This is a genomic window from Serratia sp. BNK-17 (assembly GCF_048684935.1).
Classification (GTDB): domain Bacteria; phylum Pseudomonadota; class Gammaproteobacteria; order Enterobacterales; family Enterobacteriaceae; genus Serratia; species Serratia nematodiphila.
The window spans coordinates 1,463,108-1,480,900 of sequence record NZ_JBLQTR010000001.1; the positions used below are offsets into that span (position 1 = coordinate 1,463,108).

A 17,793-nucleotide genomic window follows, 5' to 3' on the forward strand; every position below is an offset into this window, starting at 1 on the left:
GTCTAGGACAACAGGGGCGGTGCCTCACTCAACGTTTTGCCCTGAGCGTGATGACGGGTTAGTCATCGTTCTCGTGGGCGATAGGCACCCTAAATCGGCTCTGCGTCATTCCCAGGGTTTATGAAGCCTAAGGCGAACATAAGAGGTGGAATGAGCATCTACGCTATAGATAATGCATTTGACGTGCCAACTTTTAGATTGAGCCCATTTCCAATAGGAAATTTAATTCAATGCATTGAAATATAAATAATTTATACTTCCTCCCCACCCTTCCTGCCTGATACCTCTCCCTGGCATTCCATGCCAGCGGCCGTTATAAGAATGTCGCTTCAAAACGACGGCTTAAGCCAAATCCATTTTTATCTTTTAAAATCAATAAATTATTTGTCTCAACCTGACGACAGCGCTGGATGGTCATGTCGCTGAAAACCAACATGCTCACAGGCAGGCACAAGATGCCAGCCCTCATGGATGCAAAAAGCCCGCACATTGCTGCGCGGGCCTGCCTTCTCGTCTCGCTTCGCGAGGCTCCTCCTGCGGAGGTACTCATCCTCATAAACTGCAGACGAAAAAAAACCTGCTTTAAAAAGCAGGTTTTTCGAATGTGGTCGGCGAGAGAGGATTCGAACCTCCGACCCACTGGTCCCAAACCAGTTGCGCTACCAAGCTGCGCTACTCGCCGATTTGTGTTGCTCATACTACCCGATTTATCAGACCGTTGTCCATATAAATCTTATATTTATCAGATATTTTGCGTGGTGCGAAGAGAGGGACTTGAACCCTCACGTCCGTAAGAACACTAACACCTGAAGCTAGCGCGTCTACCAATTCCGCCACCTTCGCACTGTCACAAAATACTGCTAAATCTTCACTTCATCAGGAAGTGGGGTGGCTAATGGGACTCGAACCCACGACAACTGGAATCACAATCCAGGGCTCTACCAACTGAGCTATAGCCACCATTACTACTTCTTCTTACTCACGCGGTAATATTACCACCGCAGCTCCTGCGCACAAACTTAATGGCGCGCCCGACAGGATTCGAACCTGAGACCTCTGCCTCCGGAGGGCAGCGCTCTATCCAGCTGAGCTACGGGCGCGTAGCGCCGTTGCGGGAGGGGATACTACGGATTTACGCCAATCCTGTCTAGTGCTTTTTCGCAGAAATGTTGCGTTTGATTACGCTTTGCTCACTCCTGCGCAGGAAAGCGCACTCCGTAGCCCCTTTTCACCGTTTATTGCCGTGTTTCTACCCGATTTTCAGCCGGATGATGTTTCTTATGCATGCCGAAAGCGAAGTAGCACAGGCTGACGCCCGCTAAGAAAATCGCCCCGACCAGCAGGGAAATTCGCGTATCCGGGTTGATTCCCATGCCGACCAGCACGCAAACCAGAAAAGCGATGGTCAGATAGTTCACATACGGGAACATGATCGACTTAAAGCTGTGGTTTTTGATCGCTTCCTTATGGGCGCGGCGGAAATAGAGCTGGCTGATCAGCACCACGAACCACGGCACCATGCCCGGCAACACGCTGGCGCTGTAGACATAGACGAACACCTGCTCCGGATTAGGGATGATGTAGTTCAGCGCGGAGCCCACCAACAGGCAGCCAATGGTGACGGCGATGCAGTTGACCGGCACGCCGCTGGCGGAAAGCTTGGTCAGCGCCGCCGGCAGTTGGCGATTCTTGGCCAGGGCGTACAGCATGCGGCCGCCGCTGTACATGCCGCTGTTGCAGCCGGAAAGCGCGGCGGTCAGTACCACGAAGTTGATGATGCCGGCGGCGGCGACGATGCCGATCTTGGCGAAGGTCAGCACGAACGGGCTGCCGGTGGTGCCGATGCCGTTCCACGGGAAGATGGTCACGATGACGAAGATCGCGCCGACATAGAAGATCAGGATGCGCCACAGGATATTGTTGATCGCGCGTTTCAGTGTCACCTGCGGGTTCTTGGCTTCCCCGGCGGTGATGCCCACCAGCTCAACCCCCTGATAGGACGCCACCACGATGCACAGCGCAAACAGGAAGCCTTTCCAGCCGCCGGCAAAGAAACCGCCGTGCGCCGTCAAATTGGCGAAACCGATAGGTTCACCGCCGTTGCCGAAGCCGAAGAAGATCACCCCCAGCCCCACCAGAATCATCACGATGATAGTGGTGACCTTGATCATGGCGAACCAGAACTCCAGCTCCCCATACAGGCGCACCGCCGCCAGGTTGGCCAGCGCCACCATCGCCACGGCAATCAGCGCCGGCACCCACTGCGGTATTTCCGGGAACCAGAACTGCACATACACCCCGATGGCGGTGATCTCAGAAATGCCGACGGCAATCCACATAAACCAGTAGCCCCAGGCGGTCAGATAACCGAAGTAGGGATTCATGTACTTATGCGCGTAAACGGCAAACGACCCGGCGACCGGCTCAAGGAACAACATTTCTCCCATCGAACGCATAATGAAGAATACGAACAGCCCGGCGATGATGTAAGCCAGCAGCACCGATGGCCCCGCCCACTTCAGCGTACTGGCCGAGCCCATAAACAGGCCGACGCCGATGGTGCCCCCCAGAGCGATAAGCTCGATGTGCCGGGCCTCAAGACCCCGGTGTAGCCCTTGCGGTTTCTCTTTGTGTGCCATAAATCCTCAATAATTTTTCTCGGGTTGTGTTTGCCTGCCGGCCGCTGCCGGTCGTTATTGTCATTATTAAAAGAATAAATCATCCCCTGCCGATCGGACTGGCATCAACGGGTAGTCGGAGCGAAGTTACCGTGAGAAGGACATCGTTCAGCGCTGTCGCATCAGGCTTCAGCGGCCAGGGATAATTTCCGGGCGGTATCGTTTCGCATTTCGCCGCTATAAGCAAACCGCAATTTAAAACTTTATGGAATAAATGCGGCGGCGTTTAGGGCCGAGGGTTATAGATATGCGGGAGAAACGCACAAAAGCAGATTATTGGTACAGCAGTCCGGAGCGGAACAGCACTTTCCACCCCGGATGAGGGGTTACATCTTGCCGCTGTAGTAGTAGCCGACAAACTTCAACAGCTTCAACTGCCGGCCGATGCGGCTGGGTTGGCTGAGCAGGCGGTAGAGCCATTCCAGACCAAGGTTCTGCCACACCTTGGGCGCACGCTTCACATGGCCGGTAAAAACGTCGTAGGTGCCGCCCACGCCCATATACAGCGCCTGCGGATGCACCTTGCGGCAGTCGCGCATCAGGATCTCCTGCTTCGGCGATCCCATCGCCACCGTCACGATAGCGGCGCCGCTGGCGCGAATACGCTCGAACAACGCCTCTCGCTGATCCGGTTTGAAATAGCCGTCCTGGCTGCCCACCAGGTTGACATTCCACTGGCTGCGCAGCTTCTGCTCGGTTTCCGCCAAGACTTCCGGCTTGCCGCCGACCAAGAAGACCGGCGTGCCTTCGCGGCCGGCGCGCTGCATCAACGCTTCCCACAGATCGGCGCCCGCGACGCGCGACACATCCGCCGCCGGGTATTTGCGGCGAATCGAGCGCACCATGCTGATGCCGTCGGCGTACTTGTACTCCGCTTCATCCAGCAACGCATGCAGCGCCGGGTCCTCTTCCGCCTTCAGGATCTTTTCCGCATTCATCGCCACCAGCGTGCCCTGTTTGACCCGGCCGCCGTCGAACAGAAAATCCATACAGTGCGCCATATCGCGAAAGCCCCACAGGCTGAAACCGCGCAGCTCATACTGCGGCACCGAAATCTTTGTTTCCATCGTTCTCATTACCCTTACAAAAGACCGTTGGCCCGAGGCGGAGACGCCAGCGCGCGGGCACGCGTCACTCTGGCCTTGATCAGCCCGGCGGTATCGAACAGCCAATACAGCAACTTCGCCAGCACCAGACAGGCGCCGAAAATAATGCAGAAGAACACCACGCGCGACACGAATGAGTCCACCCCTTCACGCGCCAACACGATCATGTTGAACACCGCGCCGAAGCAGAACCCCTGCAGAATGGCCGCCTTATAGCGGTTCGGCTCTGTTTTGCCCAGCTCATACAGCCAGTCGAACCACTTGATGATCATGCCCACCAGAATCGCGCCGAGCGGGATAAACAGCGCGCCGCCCATCACCACCAGCGAACCGATCAGCGTCGGCGAAATCGCCAGCCCGGAGTGGTTGTTCAGCACTTCCCAGGTGAAATAGTTGGCCGAGTTCAGCACCACGTCCGGCCGGCCCGGCCATAGCCAGGTTGGGATAAAGACGTAGAAATCACGCAAGATCGGCGCCAGGCCCTGGAAATCGATCTTGTCGTAATTTTGCAGCAGCAGCGCCAGGTTTTCCCACGGCGAGAAGGTATCGCGGGTCAGGTAGAGGAAGGTATAAAACGCTTCCGCGCCGCTGACGTCCAGGCTATAGCGCTTCAACGCCAGCCAGAACATGCCGACCACGCCGAATATGCCCGCCGCCGCCAGCATCCACAGCGTGATCCAGCCGCGCACGATGCCGATAAACAGGAACAGCGCGAAAGCGATGATGATATTGGCACGGGTGCCGCCGACGATCACGTAGGTCAGAATACCGAACGCCACCGTCGCCACCAGGAACAAAAACCAGGCGCGCAGATCCTGCCGCAGGAAATAGACCACCAGCATCGCCGGAATGAAGAAGTAGAAGAAACGCTTGAGCGCCACGCCGGACACATCGCTGGAGAAGATCTGGCTGTAGGAATTGAGCTTGAACAGCAGGAAGCCGTTCTGCATGAAGAAGATCCCAACGGTGCCGATCGCCACCAGCGCCAGCAGCACCCAGGTCATATGAGTCTCTACCCGGTTCATGGTGAACAGCGCCGCGCGCGGCTGAGTGCGGCGCTTGCGCAGCCGAGTCTTGTAAGTGACGTAATAGATGGCGTAAAACGCCGTCGCCGACAGCAGGGCGTACAACAGAAACTCCACCGGCACCACCTCGACGTCAAACTGAAACACCAGCAGACAGGTCAACGGGAAGCCGAAATAAAACGTCAGCAAATACAACAACGAGAATAAGACGTTGAAGTTAAAGCGCACGCGCCGAAACTCCTGATAGGTCAGCGTCAGGATAAACGTCAGGCTGACCAGATAGACGACGAATAAGCCGCCGAATTGCGCCAACGTCATGAGTGCTCTCCCGCCGCCAACGCCAAGGCTTGCTGCCAACCGTCGACATAGTTCGGATTGAAGAAGGCGATCGCCTGTTTATCCACCGCCGCCAGCTGACGCTGCGCTTCGCGCACCACCGCCTCGTCCAGCGAATCGCCGTAGAACAGCACCGGCAGGTGCTGTTCCGCCAGATCCTGCCAGAACGGGTTTTGCCGGCTGAGCACAAAAGGCACGCCGAACTGAATCAGCAGGCACAGGGTGCCAATCCCCTGCTGGCGATTGAAAATGAAATAGCCCAGATCGCAGGCGCGTAAAATATTGAGATAGTCCTCAAACGCCACCTGCTGCGTGAGCAGCTGCAGGTTTTTCTCGCCGAACAGCGGCAACCCGGCGACGCGCACTTGCTCGATGTAGGCGTCGTTATTGGCCGGATAGCCCATCGGCAGGATCACGCGCACGTTGGCGCCGAACTGCTGATGAATCGCCTGCAGCGCTTCGATATGCCGATTGCTGCGATCGCCGGAGTTGCCCACCAGAACCGTCATCGGCCCGGCCAGATTTTTCTCGACGTGAACGTCGGTCAGCGCCGGATCCATGCGGGTCGGGAAGTACAGCAGCGAGGCCGGCACCCGCGCATGGCGCTGCTGGTAGTGAATCACGTCGCCGCGAGTAGCAAACACATTCCCCACCCGCCCCTGCGCAATGCGGCGCAGCAGATAGAACAGCCGGAATTTCCAGCTGGTGGCGTCTTCATACAAATCGGCGCCCCAAATATGCCAACTGACCTGACGCGCCTTGATCTTGCCGCTCAGCAACGCCAGCCACAGCCCCGGATTGAACTGGCCGTGCAGGAAGAAGCGCGTCTCGCGATCGGCCTGGGCGCGGGCGATCACCGCCGCCGCCAGGCTCTTCTTGTCCGCGTAGGGCTTTATGTCCAGGGCGGGGAAATCCCCCAGTGCCGCCACATCCTTGGCCGCCACCATAAAATGCCGCGTCTGCTCAACCGGCAGACGCGGCGCCAGCACGTCGTTGAAGAAGCGCAGCACCGTCTGGTTATGATGCGGGATATCGGATCCCAGAACGTGAATCAGTGTGGTCATACTCGTCTACGATAAATAAGAAACACGCAGCTACAGAGCGCGAAATACACGATGTAGGTTGCCATATAGGCCTGAGCAGCTCCCAGCGCGCCATGCAGCGGGATCAGCCAGTGCGAGAACAGCGTCAGCAGCAGAAACTGGCTGACTTCCGTCAGGATATAGAAGCGCAGCGACGCTTTGGCGATCACCAGATAGCCGAACACATAAGCCCCGACTTTCAGCACGTCGCCCACCAGCTGCCAGGCAAACAGATCGCGCATAGCGACGAATTTGTCCGAGAACAGCAGCCAGATGGCGAAATCACGCAGCAACCACACCGTAAAGCTCGCCGCCGCTACCGCCGGCAGCACGAATTTCAGCGAGCGCACGATCTCCCGCGAGATGGCGCCCTTGTCCGTCAACCGCGACAGCGTCGGCAGCAGATAGACGGTAAACGAGGCGGTGATAAACTGCAGATAAGCATCGGAAATGCTGCTGACGCCCTGCCAAATCCCCACTTCATCCCAACCGTAATGCGCGGCCAACAGGTTACGCATCATCACGTAGGCCACCGGCAACGTCACCGAGGTGATCAACGCCATGAGGGTGAATTTGCCGAGGTTGCCGGCCACCCCTTTGTCCCAGCGCGGAGCCAGGTAGCGCAGCGGCAACGTTTTGCGCCGCCACAGCATCAGCCCGGCCGGCACCACCACCAACGCCGGCACCAGCGCCAGCCCCGCCAGCGCGCCTTCATAGCCGCCCAGCTTGAAACACAGGTAATAAGCCACCACGCCGATCAGGCTGCCGCCGATCACCGCCAGCGCATTGCCCATCGCATCGCGATAGCCTTTAAGCACCGCCATGAACAGGTTGGCGTAGGCGATGCCCATCTGAATGAAAGCGACGGCGCGCACCACGCCGACGTACTCGGCATGCCCGAACAGCCCGATGCTGATCGGTTCGGCGGCGAACAGAAACACCAGCGCCAGCAAGGTCGAAAAACCCAGCACGATGCTCGATGCGGTACCGACCGCCAGGCGCAAACGCTGCGGATCCTGATGGTACTCCGCCACGTATTTGGTTATACCGTTAAAAATGCCCGCGCCGGACAGCACGCCCAGCACGGTGATCAACTGGCGAAAGTTACCCGCCTGCCCTACGCCGCTGGGGCCAAACGCCACCGCCAGCAGTTTCACCACCAACAGCCCCACGCCAATTTTGATCAGCGTGGAGCCGGCGGTCCATATCGATGCTTTTGCCAACGACATATCAGGCAAAGAAGCTCAGGATGGTATTGATTACCGTACGCTGATTGACATCAGACATATTGTAGAACAGCGGCAAGCGCACCAGGCGCGCACTTTCCTGCGTGGTGTAACGATCTTCACCGGCAAAGCGGCCAAAGCGTTCACCGGCCGGGCAGTCATGCAGCGGGATATAGTGGAACACCGCCATGATCTCGGCTTCCTTCAGATAACTGATGAAAGCCGTGCGATCGTCAATATCGCGCAGCTTGATATAGAACATGTGCGCATTGTGCACACAATCTGCCGGTAAGCTCGGCAGCTCGATGCGTCCGGCCTTCGCCAACGGCAGGAAACTGTCGTAGTACTTCTGCCACTGTGCCAAACGGCGCTGGTTGATGCGCTCCGCCACTTCCAACTGGCCCCACAGGTAGGCGGCCTGCAGGTCAGACATCAGATAGCTGGAACCGATGTCGCGCCAGGTATATTTATCGACCTGGCCACGGAAGAACTGGCTGCGGTTGGTGCCTTTTTCACGGATGACTTCCGCCCGATCGATCAGGGCCGGATCGTTCACCAGCGTCGCGCCGCCTTCGCCGCCGGCGGTGTAGTTTTTGGTTTCATGGAAGCTGAAGCAGCCGATATGGCCGATGGTGCCCAATGCCTTGCCTTTGTAGGTCGACATCACGCCCTGCGCGGCGTCTTCCACTACGAACAGGTTATATTTCTTCGCCAGCGCCATGATGGTATCCATCTCGCAGGCAACGCCGGCATAGTGCACTGGCACAATCGCGCGGGTTTTATCGGTGATCGCCGCTTCGATTTTGGTTTCGTCGATGTTCATGGTGTCCGGACGCAGGTCGACGAACACCACTTTGGCACCGCGCAGCACAAAGGCGTTGGCGGTGGAAACGAAGGTAAAGCTCGGCATGATCACTTCGTCACCCGGCTGGATATCCAGCAGGATGGCGGCCATTTCCAACGACGCGGTGCAGGAAGGCGTCAACAGCACTTTCGCGCAGCCGAAACGCTGTTCCATCCACTGCTGGCAGCGACGGGTGAAACCGCCGTCGCCGCACAATTTGCCGCTGCCCATGGCAGCCTGCATATATTCCAGTTCAGTGCCAACAACCGGTGGAGCGTTAAATGGAATCATGTCTACCTCTGTATAGCCAGTACGCGGTGCTTTCAATCACGGCACCCTGTCGTTGATAGAGTCGTAATGCGGCGATATTGCCTGTCTGGGTCGCGACCCGCAGGCGCTGCACACCCTGGTGCCGGCAGGCCTCTTTGGCGGCGTTCATCAAGCGCGAACCTGTGCCCTTGCCCATCTCGCCGGGAAACGCCGCCAACAGGCCGATGCGCGCTTCGCTCTCGCCAATGTCGCGCAAGCTGACGAAGCCTTCAGGGCGTCCCTGACTATCCAGCGCTAATAGACACTGGCGGTCGAAAGTGCCTAAGACGGCTTTTTCGATCCACAGGGCATAAAACCGGCCGCTGTCGTCAGGTTGATACCAGGGCGCGCGAAATCGGCTGGCGCTGAAAACTTGCGCCGCTGCGGCGCGCAATGCCGGAATATCGGCCGCGGTCGCCTGACGAATCGCTTGTGTGCCGTGACTCGGCTCATCCGCTCGCCCGACATCGAGGTCCAAAACAAAATCGACTTCGCCCTCAACCAATCGGAATCCCAAATCGGCCAAACCATCCGCCAACGCAACGTGCTGCGCGGGGATCTTGGCCTGCACCAGGGCGTAAGCCGCCACATCGGCCTTGGCAAGCGCCGGAGCCGAGGGCGAGAAACTGAGCTTCGCGCTGTTGAGCGCGAAAAACTCGCTTTCCCACGCTAAAGGCTCAATACTGGCGTGGACGCGCATGCAATAGATCCAGTAAATATTTGCCATATCTGGCTTTGGACAGCGGCTCAACGGCGCATTTCACGCCGTCATCATTCAGACAGTCATTACGCCAAACACACTCTTCCAGGCAAACGAAGATACGTTTCAACGCCAAACTCCTTTGGTATCAACCACCCAGGTTTGCTTGATCTCTTCCGGCCGGATGGCCCTGAACTGCTGGTGATCGACCAACATCACGATCACATCGGCCTGCTGCAACGCCTCAGCAATTGGCGTCAACGTCACATGGCCCGCCAGCGACTTCGGCAACTGTTCGACGTTCGGTTCCACCGCCAGCGTTTCGCCAGCGTGCCATTCGGCGATCAGGTGCGCGACTTCTACCGCCGGGCTTTCACGCAAATCGTCGATATTCGGCTTGAAGGCCAGGCCGAAGCAGGCAATTCTCACCTCGGACGCGCGCTTGTCAGTAACGGCCAGGCAATCGGCCACCGCCGCTTTCACACGGTCGACCACCCACAGCGGTTTGCCGTCGTTCACCAGGCGTGCGGTGTGGATCAAGCGCGCCTGCTGCGGATTCTGTGCCACGATAAACCACGGATCGACGGCGATGCAGTGCCCCCCGACGCCCGGTCCCGGCTGCAGAATATTCACCCGCGGATGGCGGTTTGCCAGGCGGATAAGTTCCCAGACGTTAATCCCCTGCTCGGCGCAAATCAGCGACAGTTCATTGGCAAAGGCGATGTTCACATCGCGGAAGCTGTTTTCCGTCAGCTTGCACATCTCGGCGGTGCGCGAATTGGTGATCACGCATTCGCCCTCGAGGAAAATCTTGTACAGCGCGCTGGCGCGCTCCGAGCACTTCGGCGTCATGCCGCCGATCACGCGGTCATTTTGAATCAGCTCCACCATCACCTGCCCCGGCAACACACGCTCCGGGCAGTAGGCGATATTCACATCCGCCGCTTCACCCGCGTGCTGCGGGAAACTGAGATCGCTGCGCGCCTGCGCCAGCCATTCCGCCATTTGTTCGGTGGCTCCCACCGGCGAGGTGGACTCCAGGATCACCAGATCGCCTTTTTTCAGCACCGGCGCCAGCGATTTCGCCGCCGCTTCGACATAGGCCAGATCCGGCTCGTGATCGCCTTTGAACGGCGTAGGCACCGCGATCAGGAAGGCATCGGCCGCCAGCGGTTTGGTCACCGCCTGCAGGAAACCGCCGTCGACGGCGTCCTTGACCACTTTGTCCAGATCCGGCTCAACGATATGGATCGCGCCGCGGTTAATGGTATCTACCGCATGTTGGTTAACATCTACACCCACCACTTTTTTCTTGCGGGAAGCAAACGCCGCCGCCGTTGGCAAGCCGATATAACCCAGGCCAATAACCGAAATAGTGTCAAAACTCATAGTTTCACCTGATGATTCTTTAAAGCTTCGAGGATACGGCGACAGGCATGTCCGTCACCGTATGGGTTGTGCGCCCGACTCATCGCGTGATATTCGCTTTCGTCCGTCAACAGCCGGGTCACCGCTTCAACAATTTTGGCCACATCGGTGCCGACCAGACGCACCGTGCCCGCATCTATCGCTTCCGGACGTTCGGTGGTGTCGCGCATCACCAGCACCGGTTTGCCTAACGATGGCGCCTCTTCTTGAATGCCGCCGGAATCGGTGAGGATCATATAAGCCTTGGTCATCAGGTAGACAAAAGGCAAATAGTCTTGGGGATCGATCAACATGACATTGTCGATGCCCTTGAGAATGCGATTAACCGGTTCGCTGACGTTCGGATTGAGGTGCACTGGATACACCACCTGCACTTCCGGATGGGTACGGGCAATTTCCGCCAACGCGCTGCAAATTCGTTCAAAACCGCCGCCAAAGCTTTCGCGACGATGGCCGGTGACCAGGATCAATTTCTTGGTGGCGTCTAGGTAGGGGTAGCGCTGCGCCAGATCGGCCTGTAGCGCGGCATGGCTCATCACCCGATCGCGCACCCAGAACAGCGCGTCGATCACCGTGTTGCCGGTCACGAAAATATGCTTATCCAGCAGCGACTCGCGCAGCAGATTTTTGCGCGAGTTTTCGGTCGGCGCGAAATGATACATCGCCAGATGGCCAGTCAGCTTGCGATTAGCCTCTTCAGGCCAGGGAGAGTAAAGATCGCCGGTGCGCAGCCCGGCCTCGACATGCCCGACGGGAATGCGCTGATAGAACGCCGCCAGGCTGGTCGCCAACGTCGTGGTGGTGTCGCCGTGCACCAGCACCACATCCGGTTTGAATTCCTCCAGCACGCCCTTCAATCCCTCCAGGATGCGGCAGGTGATTTCACTCAGCCCCTGGCCGGGTTTCATGATGTTCAGGTCGTAATCCGGCGTAATCTCAAACAACCGCAATACTTGATCCAACATCTCGCGATGCTGTGCCGTTACACAGACTCTTGATTCAAAGGCTTCATCCTGAGCCAGTGCATGTACCAGCGGCGCCATTTTAATGGCTTCAGGCCTGGTGCCGAAAACAGTCAACACTTTCACAGCGAATCTCTTTTGGTCGGTTAATCGCAGGCACCGCCTGCGAATGGGGCGCTTACGCGCCCTTCGTCAGATTATTATATTATTTTTTAACTACGCGTCCGACGCGCCAGGGCAACGCCCGCGCCGACCAGGGCACCCATCGCCCCCCACAGGATCAGCCAGAATGCCCGACGCGGGCTGTCGCGTTTTACCGGCTCTTCCGGCGTACGCAGGTAGCGATAAGTCTGAAACTTCTCATCCAACGTCGGGCCAACGTTCAACGTCGACAACATGGCGCGGTTTTGCTCATAATCCAGATCGTAGGCCGGGCCGGAAGCCTGTAGCCCTTCCAGACGCGCCTGCAGCATCGGCCGCCCCAGCAGGAACAGATCCGAATCCGGCAGTTGTTCGACCGGGGTGTCGGTTTGCGTGCGGCTGAAGCCCTGCGTTTCGGCGATTTTCAGCGCCTGTTGGGTGGTGTTCAATTCACGTTTGTAAACCGATTCCGCCACCGCTTCCTGACGCTTGACCTGCGCTTTCATCGACGTGGTACGGGCGGCCCAGGCCCCCTGGATCTCTTCGTTCAGATGCAGGGCGGCGCGGTGGCTGGCGAAATTCACATATTGGCGCAACAGGCGGTTGGCTTCCGCCGCACTCTCTGCCGTCAGCTTAACGCCGTCGTTCGGCGCTTTTTTGTCGTCGCGCGGTGTGAACTGAATGTTGTTGATCAGCTCGTCGAGCAACGCCGCATCGGCGCGGGCGTCCCCTTCCTGGCGCTGTTTGTAGTAATCGCTCTGCAGCCAGAAATCGCGACGCGTATCGTAAGCCGCCAGTTGCATGATGAATTCATTGTAGGCTTCGTCCGCGATACTCGGCTGCTCGCCGACCGTCGCCGGTAACGTACGTACATCCAGATTGCGCAGGAACTGTTGCTGCGAATAGTAACCGCCCAGTGCATTCACCGTGGGTTTGTCGGTGATCGCGGTGGCGCTCCATTCCTGTTTAACCAAATAAGAAACGCCCAGCGCAACCGCTGCAAACAGCGCCGCAATGCCGATAATCCATAATTTTCCGCGCCATAAGGTGCAGCACAGGCCGCGGATATCGAGTTCGTTATCCATTGTCGGGGTATTCTTGTTGTCAGACGTTGTTTCTGGATTCATCACAGCCCAAAAGCCTCTGGTTAAGATACTTGCTTGTTATCGCTCGAACGCCGCAAACGGCGCTTGATACGCTTGATGTATCTCGCGACGCGCCAGGCTCGCTTAATGCAATAACCATATAGGAAGAAAGCAAGCAAGAATAATGCCAACATCACCCATTCAGGAATGAAAGTCAGCCGTTCTCCGATCACGCCCACTGCCGCCAGCAACGCGGCCGCCAGGGTGATCAGCACGAAAGCCTGCCGCGGCGTAAAGCCTGCGCGCATGATCAGGTGATGAATATGCTGGCGATCGGGAGAGAAAGGGCTCATGCCTTTGCGTAAACGACGATACATGATTGCAATCATGTCCATCAGCGGAATAGCGATGATCCACAGCGCAGTTACCGGGTTGATCGAACGAGTGGCGCCTTGCGAGCTTTGCAGCAGCAGCCAGATGGCGGTGAAACCGATCAACGTGCTGCCCGCATCCCCCATAAACACCTTATAGCGGCGGCCGAGAATGCCGAGGTTAAGCAAAATATAGGGAACAATCGCGGCAATCATCGCAAAGCACCAGAACGCCAGCGCACTATGGCCGCTCAGGTACAGCAGCAGACCCAGCGCGCCGAAGGAAACGCACGACAGGCCACCCAGCAAGCCATCGATGCCGTCAACCATGTTGAAGGCGTTGATCGCCGCCCACACGGCGAACAGCGTCACCAAATACCCGAATGGCCCCAGCAAGACTTCCCAGTCGCCCAGCACATGGCCGAAGCTGCGCAGATACAGGCCGGCGAACACCATCATGGCGACACCGACCAGCGCCTGAACCAACGCGCGGATCTTGACGCTGATATCAAAGCGATCGTCCAAAGCACCGATGAACACTAAAACACCCGCACAAGTGAGGTAAAGTTCACCGTGGGCAATGTGTTGTTCCGATATAAGGAAAGCGAAACATAGACCGGCGTAGACCGCAATGCCGCCAACCAACGGGATCAGCCCCTGATGACGTTTGCGGTAGTTGGGTTTATCAACCAAACCGATGCGCTTTGCTACCTTGCGGGCAACAAAAAGGAAAACTAAGGAAAACAGGAAAACAAATAGGATTTCAGTACTCATAGTGAGTAAGTTCACAATTAACAGATCTCGTAAGAAGATAAGGCAGCTTAACATGGGCGACAGGTTGTGCCATGAGGTCCCGTTGCCTTTCAGTCATTTCCTATGACGCCAGAATTCATTCCCGTTTCGCGCCTGTACTGACCCGGAATACTCCCCGGCTACGGTATGCCGTCAGCAGATTTCACGTACATCACAAACAAGAAAAACTCTCAATAAGTCGCGGAAACAACTTACTTTTCCATTATTGCTACTTATCGTATCCGCCAAAAGCGAAAAACGCCACGACTAGGCGTGGCGTTCAGCGAATTTTTTAACGAATTATGAGCGTTTCATCATATCGAAGAATTCATCGTTGGTTTTAGTCATCGCCAACTTATTGATGAGGAACTCCATCGCGTCAATCTCACCCATCGGGTGAATGATTTTGCGCAGGATCCACATTTTTTGCAGCTCTTCGGAGGTGGTGAGCAGCTCTTCTTTACGGGTACCGGAGCGGTTGTAATCGATCGCCGGGAATACGCGTTTCTCGGCAATTTTACGCGCCAAGTGCAATTCCATGTTGCCGGTACCTTTAAATTCTTCGTAGATCACTTCGTCCATCTTCGAACCGGTATCAACCAGCGCGGTCGCGATGATGGTCAGGCTGCCGCCCTCTTCCACGTTACGCGCCGCACCGAAGAAACGCTTCGGACGATGCAGGGCGTTGGCGTCCACACCACCGGTCAGCACCTTGCCAGAGGCCGGCACCACGGTGTTGTAGGCACGCGCCAGACGGGTGATGGAGTCGAGCAGAATGATCACGTCTTTCTTGTGCTCAACCAGGCGCTTGGCCTTCTCGATCACCATTTCGGCCACTTGCACGTGACGCGAAGCCGGCTCGTCGAAGGTCGATGCGATCACTTCGCCTTTCACCAGGCGCTGCATCTCGGTCACTTCTTCCGGACGTTCGTCGATCAGCAGCACCATCAGCACGCAGTCTGGGTGGTTGTAGGCGATGCTCTGCGCAATATTCTGCAGCAGCATGGTTTTACCGGCTTTCGGCGGTGCCACGATCAGGCCACGCTGGCCGCGGCCAATAGGCGCCGCCAGATCGAGTACGCGCGCCGTCAGGTCTTCGGTCGAGCCGTTGCCGCGCTCCATCCGCAGACGGGAATTGGCGTGCAGCGGCGTCAAGTTCTCGAACAGGATCTTGCTGCGGGCGTTTTCCGGCTTGTCGTAGTTGACTTCGTTGACTTTCAACAGGGCAAAATAGCGCTCGCCTTCTTTTGGCGGACGAATCTTACCGGAAATGGTGTCACCAGTGCGGAGGTTGAAGCGGCGGATTTGGCTAGGGGATACGTAGATGTCGTCGGGACCGGCGAGGTAGGAACTGTCTCCAGAGCGGAGGAAACCGAATCCATCCTGCAATATCTCGAGCACGCCGTCGCCGAAGATATCTTCTCCGCTTTTCGCATGTTGCTTCAGAATGGAGAAGATAATGTCCTGCTTGCGCATACGGGCAAGGTTTTCCAGCCCCATATTTTCGCCGAGAGTAATCAGCTCAGAAACCGGCGTATTCTTTAATTCGGTAAGATTCATAGTGGTGGGTTCTTAAACTCGGGGTATGTCTCGAACTTGTATCGTGAATGGTATGGCAGCGAAATGCGTGCCTGTTTACTGGACGTTCGATCACCGGGCGCAGAGCCGTCGCGGTAAGAAATGGCTTACATCGGGCGCACGCATTGACGGTTGAAGATCGAAGGTACCTTAAAAATGATTTTTGCAAAACCGTTTGATTGCCAAAACACGGGCTGAGTTCAGTTTACTTTCAACGCCAGTGGTTCGACACAGAGTATAGCTTTAGATTCAAACTCTTTAGATTTAAAACTTCGGGCAAGTTCTATATGCAGTGTGGTTAAACTTAACACGCTTCTTGGCAGGCGTCTAGCGGTGAATTGAACATCACCGCCAGGCGCCTGATACTGGGCTTCCCGCCCGATTACAGATTCGCGTTCAGGAAATCTTTGAGCTGACCTTTGGACAACGCGCCAACCTTGGTCGCGGCCACTTCACCGTTCTTGAACAGCAACAGCGTAGGGATGCCACGGATACCGTACTTAGGCGCGGTAGCCGGGTTCTGATCGATATTCAGCTTGGTGATGGTCAGTTTGCCTTCGAACTCTTCGGCAATCTCATCCAGAATCGGAGCAATCATCTTGCACGGCCCACACCATTCAGCCCAGAAATCGACCAGGATCGGCCCTTCCGCTTTCAGCACGTCAGCTTCGAAGCTGCTGTCAGTCAGGTGAATAATTTTATCGCTCATGTTCTACTCCACAGGATTATGTCTACCTTGTTGGTGTAGCATTAACCAACTCAAGGTGATTTTATTGCACCGCGTTTATTTCAACGGATGTGCTTTCGTAAAGCAATAGTTAGCTGATATTCTACCACACTATGAGCAAAACACACTTGACCGAACAGAAGTTTTCCGACTTCGCCCTGCACCCGTTAGTCCTTGAAGCCCTTGAGAAAAAAGGGTTTCACAATTGCACGCCCATCCAGGCGTTAGCATTGCCGCTCACGCTCTCCGGGCGTGACGTTGCAGGTCAGGCGCAAACCGGTACCGGAAAGACGCTGGCGTTTTTGGCGTCTACTTTTCACTATTTGCTGACTCACCCGGCGAAACAGGATCGCCAGACCAATCAGCCGCGCGCCTTGATCATGGCGCCTACGCGTGAACTGGCGGTGCAAATCCACTCCGATGCGGAAGCGCTCTCCCAGAGCACCGGCCTGAAACTGGGCCTGGCCTACGGCGGCGACGGCTACGACAAACAGCTGAAAGTGCTGGAAAGCGGCGTGGACATTCTGATTGGCACCACCGGCCGTTTAATCGATTACACCAAACAGAACTATGTCGATCTCGGCGCGATGCAGGTCGTCGTGCTGGATGAAGCCGATCGCATGTACGATCTTGGCTTTATCAAAGACATCCGTTGGCTGTTCCGCCGCATGCCTGCGGCCGATCAACGCCTGAACATGCTGTTCTCCGCTACCCTGTCCTATCGCGTACGCGAACTGGCCTTCGAGCAGATGAACAACGCCGAATATGTTGAAGTGGAACCGGAACAGAAAACCGGCCACCGCATTAAAGAAGAGCTGTTCTACCCGTCCAACGAAGAAAAAATGCGTCTGCTGCAGACGCTGATCGAAGAAGAGTGGCCGGATCGCGCCATCATCTTCGCCAACACCAAGCACCGCTGCGAAGACATCTGGGGCCATCTGGCCGCCGACGGTCACCGCGTGGGCCTGCTGACCGGTGACGTGGCGCAGAAAAAACGCCTGCGCATCCTCGACGACTTCACCAAAGGCAATCTCGATATTCTGGTCGCCACCGACGTCGCGGCGCGCGGTCTGCATATCCCTTCCGTCACGCACGTCTTCAACTACGATCTGCCTGACGACTGCGAAGACTACGTGCACCGCATCGGCCGTACCGGCCGCGCAGGCGCCAGCGGCCACTCCATCAGCCTGGCGTGTGAAGAGTATGCGCTCAACCTGCCGGCGATCGAGACCTATATCGACCACAGCATTCCGGTGAGCAAGTACAACAGCGATGCGCTGCTGACCGATTTGCCGGCGCCGAAGCGCCTGTCGCGCCCGCGCGGCGGCAACGGCCCACGTCGCAACTCCGCGCCTCGTCGCGGCGGCGCGCCGCGCAACAACCGTAAACGTTCGAGCTGATCG

Annotated in this window: 15 protein-coding genes, 4 tRNA genes and 1 pseudogene; 1 reads left to right on the forward strand and 19 read right to left on the reverse strand. The window is 56.9% G+C overall.

Annotated features, from left to right (window positions below):
• Positions 1-313: 313 nt before the first annotated feature.
• From ACMGF7_RS07035 to trxA, 19 genes and pseudogenes are all read right to left on the reverse strand, one after another.
• Positions 314-550 (reverse strand): hypothetical protein, encoded by a 237-nt coding sequence (locus ACMGF7_RS07035; protein ID WP_164095907.1) that lies wholly within the window; start codon positions 548-550, stop codon positions 314-316.
• Positions 551-605: 55 nt separating this feature from the next.
• Positions 606-682 (reverse strand) — tRNA-Pro (locus tag ACMGF7_RS07040).
• Positions 683-756: 74 nt separating this feature from the next.
• Positions 757-843 (reverse strand) — tRNA-Leu (locus tag ACMGF7_RS07045).
• Positions 844-884: 41 nt separating this feature from the next.
• Positions 885-960, reverse strand: a tRNA-His gene (locus ACMGF7_RS07050).
• A gap of 63 nt (positions 961-1,023) precedes the next feature.
• Positions 1,024-1,100 (reverse strand) — tRNA-Arg (locus ACMGF7_RS07055).
• Positions 1,101-1,235: 135 nt separating this feature from the next.
• Entirely contained in the window at positions 1,236-2,639 is a 1,404-nt protein-coding gene (thrP, locus tag ACMGF7_RS07060; protein WP_004934226.1) for a bifunctional threonine/serine APC transporter ThrP, read from the reverse strand.
• A gap of 365 nt (positions 2,640-3,004) precedes the next feature.
• Positions 3,005-3,745: a lipopolysaccharide N-acetylmannosaminouronosyltransferase gene (gene wecG, locus ACMGF7_RS07065; RefSeq protein ID WP_004934224.1), complete on the reverse strand. Its 741-nt coding sequence runs from the start codon at positions 3,743-3,745 to the stop codon at positions 3,005-3,007.
• Between the two features lie 14 nt (positions 3,746-3,759).
• Positions 3,760-5,127, reverse strand: a complete 1,368-nt coding sequence (gene wzyE / locus ACMGF7_RS07070) for an ECA oligosaccharide polymerase (protein ID WP_049242620.1) — start codon at positions 5,125-5,127, stop codon at positions 3,760-3,762.
• Positions 5,124-6,209, reverse strand: a complete 1,086-nt coding sequence (locus ACMGF7_RS07075; RefSeq protein WP_049242618.1) for a TDP-N-acetylfucosamine:lipid II N-acetylfucosaminyltransferase — start codon at positions 6,207-6,209, stop codon at positions 5,124-5,126. The genes wzyE and ACMGF7_RS07075 overlap by 4 nt, the downstream gene beginning before the upstream one ends.
• The gene (gene wzxE / locus ACMGF7_RS07080; RefSeq protein WP_049242614.1) at positions 6,206-7,456 is read right to left on the reverse strand and encodes a lipid III flippase WzxE; all 1,251 of its coding nucleotides are present in this window, start codon (positions 7,454-7,456) and stop codon (positions 6,206-6,208) included. Before wzxE ends, ACMGF7_RS07075 begins: the two co-directional genes overlap by 4 nt.
• Before the next feature lies 1 nt (position 7,457).
• Positions 7,458-8,588: a dTDP-4-amino-4,6-dideoxygalactose transaminase gene (rffA, locus tag ACMGF7_RS07085; protein WP_049242612.1), complete on the reverse strand. Its 1,131-nt coding sequence runs from the start codon at positions 8,586-8,588 to the stop codon at positions 7,458-7,460.
• Entirely contained in the window at positions 8,575-9,306 is a 732-nt protein-coding gene (gene rffC / locus ACMGF7_RS07090; RefSeq protein WP_049242630.1) for a dTDP-4-amino-4,6-dideoxy-D-galactose acyltransferase, read from the reverse strand. The genes rffA and rffC overlap by 14 nt, the downstream gene beginning before the upstream one ends.
• Positions 9,284-9,418 (reverse strand): annotated as a pseudogene (locus ACMGF7_RS07095) (glucose-1-phosphate thymidylyltransferase); the annotation flags it as partial. The gene rffC and the pseudogene ACMGF7_RS07095, both read right to left, overlap by 23 nt.
• A 14-nt stretch (positions 9,419-9,432) precedes the next feature.
• A complete protein-coding gene (gene wecC, locus ACMGF7_RS07100; RefSeq protein ID WP_273875206.1) occupies positions 9,433-10,695 on the reverse strand; it encodes a UDP-N-acetyl-D-mannosamine dehydrogenase in 1,263 nt (420 codons plus the stop codon).
• A complete protein-coding gene (gene wecB, locus ACMGF7_RS07105) occupies positions 10,692-11,822 on the reverse strand; it encodes a non-hydrolyzing UDP-N-acetylglucosamine 2-epimerase (RefSeq protein WP_049242607.1) in 1,131 nt (376 codons plus the stop codon). The genes wecC and wecB overlap by 4 nt, the downstream gene beginning before the upstream one ends.
• 86 nt (positions 11,823-11,908) lie before the next feature.
• Complete coding sequence (wzzE, locus tag ACMGF7_RS07110; protein ID WP_049242605.1) at positions 11,909-12,964, reverse strand: ECA polysaccharide chain length modulation protein; 1,056 nt, start codon at positions 12,962-12,964, stop codon at positions 11,909-11,911.
• Between the two features lie 20 nt (positions 12,965-12,984).
• Positions 12,985-14,082 carry a UDP-N-acetylglucosamine--undecaprenyl-phosphate N-acetylglucosaminephosphotransferase gene (wecA, locus tag ACMGF7_RS07115; RefSeq protein WP_049242628.1) on the reverse strand — a complete coding sequence of 366 codons (1,098 nt, stop codon included), beginning with the start codon at positions 14,080-14,082 and terminating at the stop codon, positions 12,985-12,987.
• 303 nt (positions 14,083-14,385) lie between these two features.
• Positions 14,386-15,645, reverse strand: a complete 1,260-nt coding sequence (gene rho, locus ACMGF7_RS07120; protein WP_004934188.1) for a transcription termination factor Rho — start codon at positions 15,643-15,645, stop codon at positions 14,386-14,388.
• Positions 15,646-16,045: 400 nt separating this feature from the next.
• Positions 16,046-16,372 (reverse strand): thioredoxin TrxA, encoded by a 327-nt coding sequence (trxA, locus tag ACMGF7_RS07125; RefSeq protein WP_004934187.1) that lies wholly within the window; start codon positions 16,370-16,372, stop codon positions 16,046-16,048.
• 131 nt (positions 16,373-16,503) lie between these two features.
• On the opposite strand from trxA, the gene rhlB reads away from it, so the two are divergent.
• Positions 16,504-17,790 (forward strand): ATP-dependent RNA helicase RhlB, encoded by a 1,287-nt coding sequence (gene rhlB, locus ACMGF7_RS07130; protein WP_015376249.1) that lies wholly within the window; start codon positions 16,504-16,506, stop codon positions 17,788-17,790.
• The last annotated feature ends 3 nt before the right edge of the window (positions 17,791-17,793 follow it).

What these genes read in the sequence shown, in the direction of transcription:
- ACMGF7_RS07035 (WP_164095907.1), bottom strand. Translation starts at nt 550, where the DNA reads ATGAGTACCTCCGCAGGAGGAGCCTCGCGAAGCGAGACGAGAAGGCAG.
- thrP (WP_004934226.1), bottom strand. Translation starts at nt 2,639, where the DNA reads ATGGCACACAAAGAGAAACCGCAAGGGCTACACCGGGGTCTTGAGGCC.
- wecG (WP_004934224.1), bottom strand. Translation starts at nt 3,745, where the DNA reads ATGGAAACAAAGATTTCGGTGCCGCAGTATGAGCTGCGCGGTTTCAGC.
- wzyE (WP_049242620.1), bottom strand. Translation starts at nt 5,127, where the DNA reads ATGACGTTGGCGCAATTCGGCGGCTTATTCGTCGTCTATCTGGTCAGC.
- ACMGF7_RS07075 (WP_049242618.1), bottom strand. Translation starts at nt 6,209, where the DNA reads ATGACCACACTGATTCACGTTCTGGGATCCGATATCCCGCATCATAAC.
- wzxE (WP_049242614.1), bottom strand. Translation starts at nt 7,456, where the DNA reads ATGTCGTTGGCAAAAGCATCGATATGGACCGCCGGCTCCACGCTGATC.
- rffA (WP_049242612.1), bottom strand. Translation starts at nt 8,588, where the DNA reads ATGATTCCATTTAACGCTCCACCGGTTGTTGGCACTGAACTGGAATAT.
- rffC (WP_049242630.1), bottom strand. Translation starts at nt 9,306, where the DNA reads ATGCGCGTCCACGCCAGTATTGAGCCTTTAGCGTGGGAAAGCGAGTTT.
- wecC (WP_273875206.1), bottom strand. Translation starts at nt 10,695, where the DNA reads ATGAGTTTTGACACTATTTCGGTTATTGGCCTGGGTTATATCGGCTTG.
- wzzE (WP_049242605.1), bottom strand. Translation starts at nt 12,964, where the DNA reads ATGAATCCAGAAACAACGTCTGACAACAAGAATACCCCGACAATGGAT.
- rho (WP_004934188.1), bottom strand. Translation starts at nt 15,645, where the DNA reads ATGAATCTTACCGAATTAAAGAATACGCCGGTTTCTGAGCTGATTACT.
- trxA (WP_004934187.1), bottom strand. Translation starts at nt 16,372, where the DNA reads ATGAGCGATAAAATTATTCACCTGACTGACAGCAGCTTCGAAGCTGAC.
- rhlB (WP_015376249.1), top strand. Translation starts at nt 16,504, where the DNA reads ATGAGCAAAACACACTTGACCGAACAGAAGTTTTCCGACTTCGCCCTG.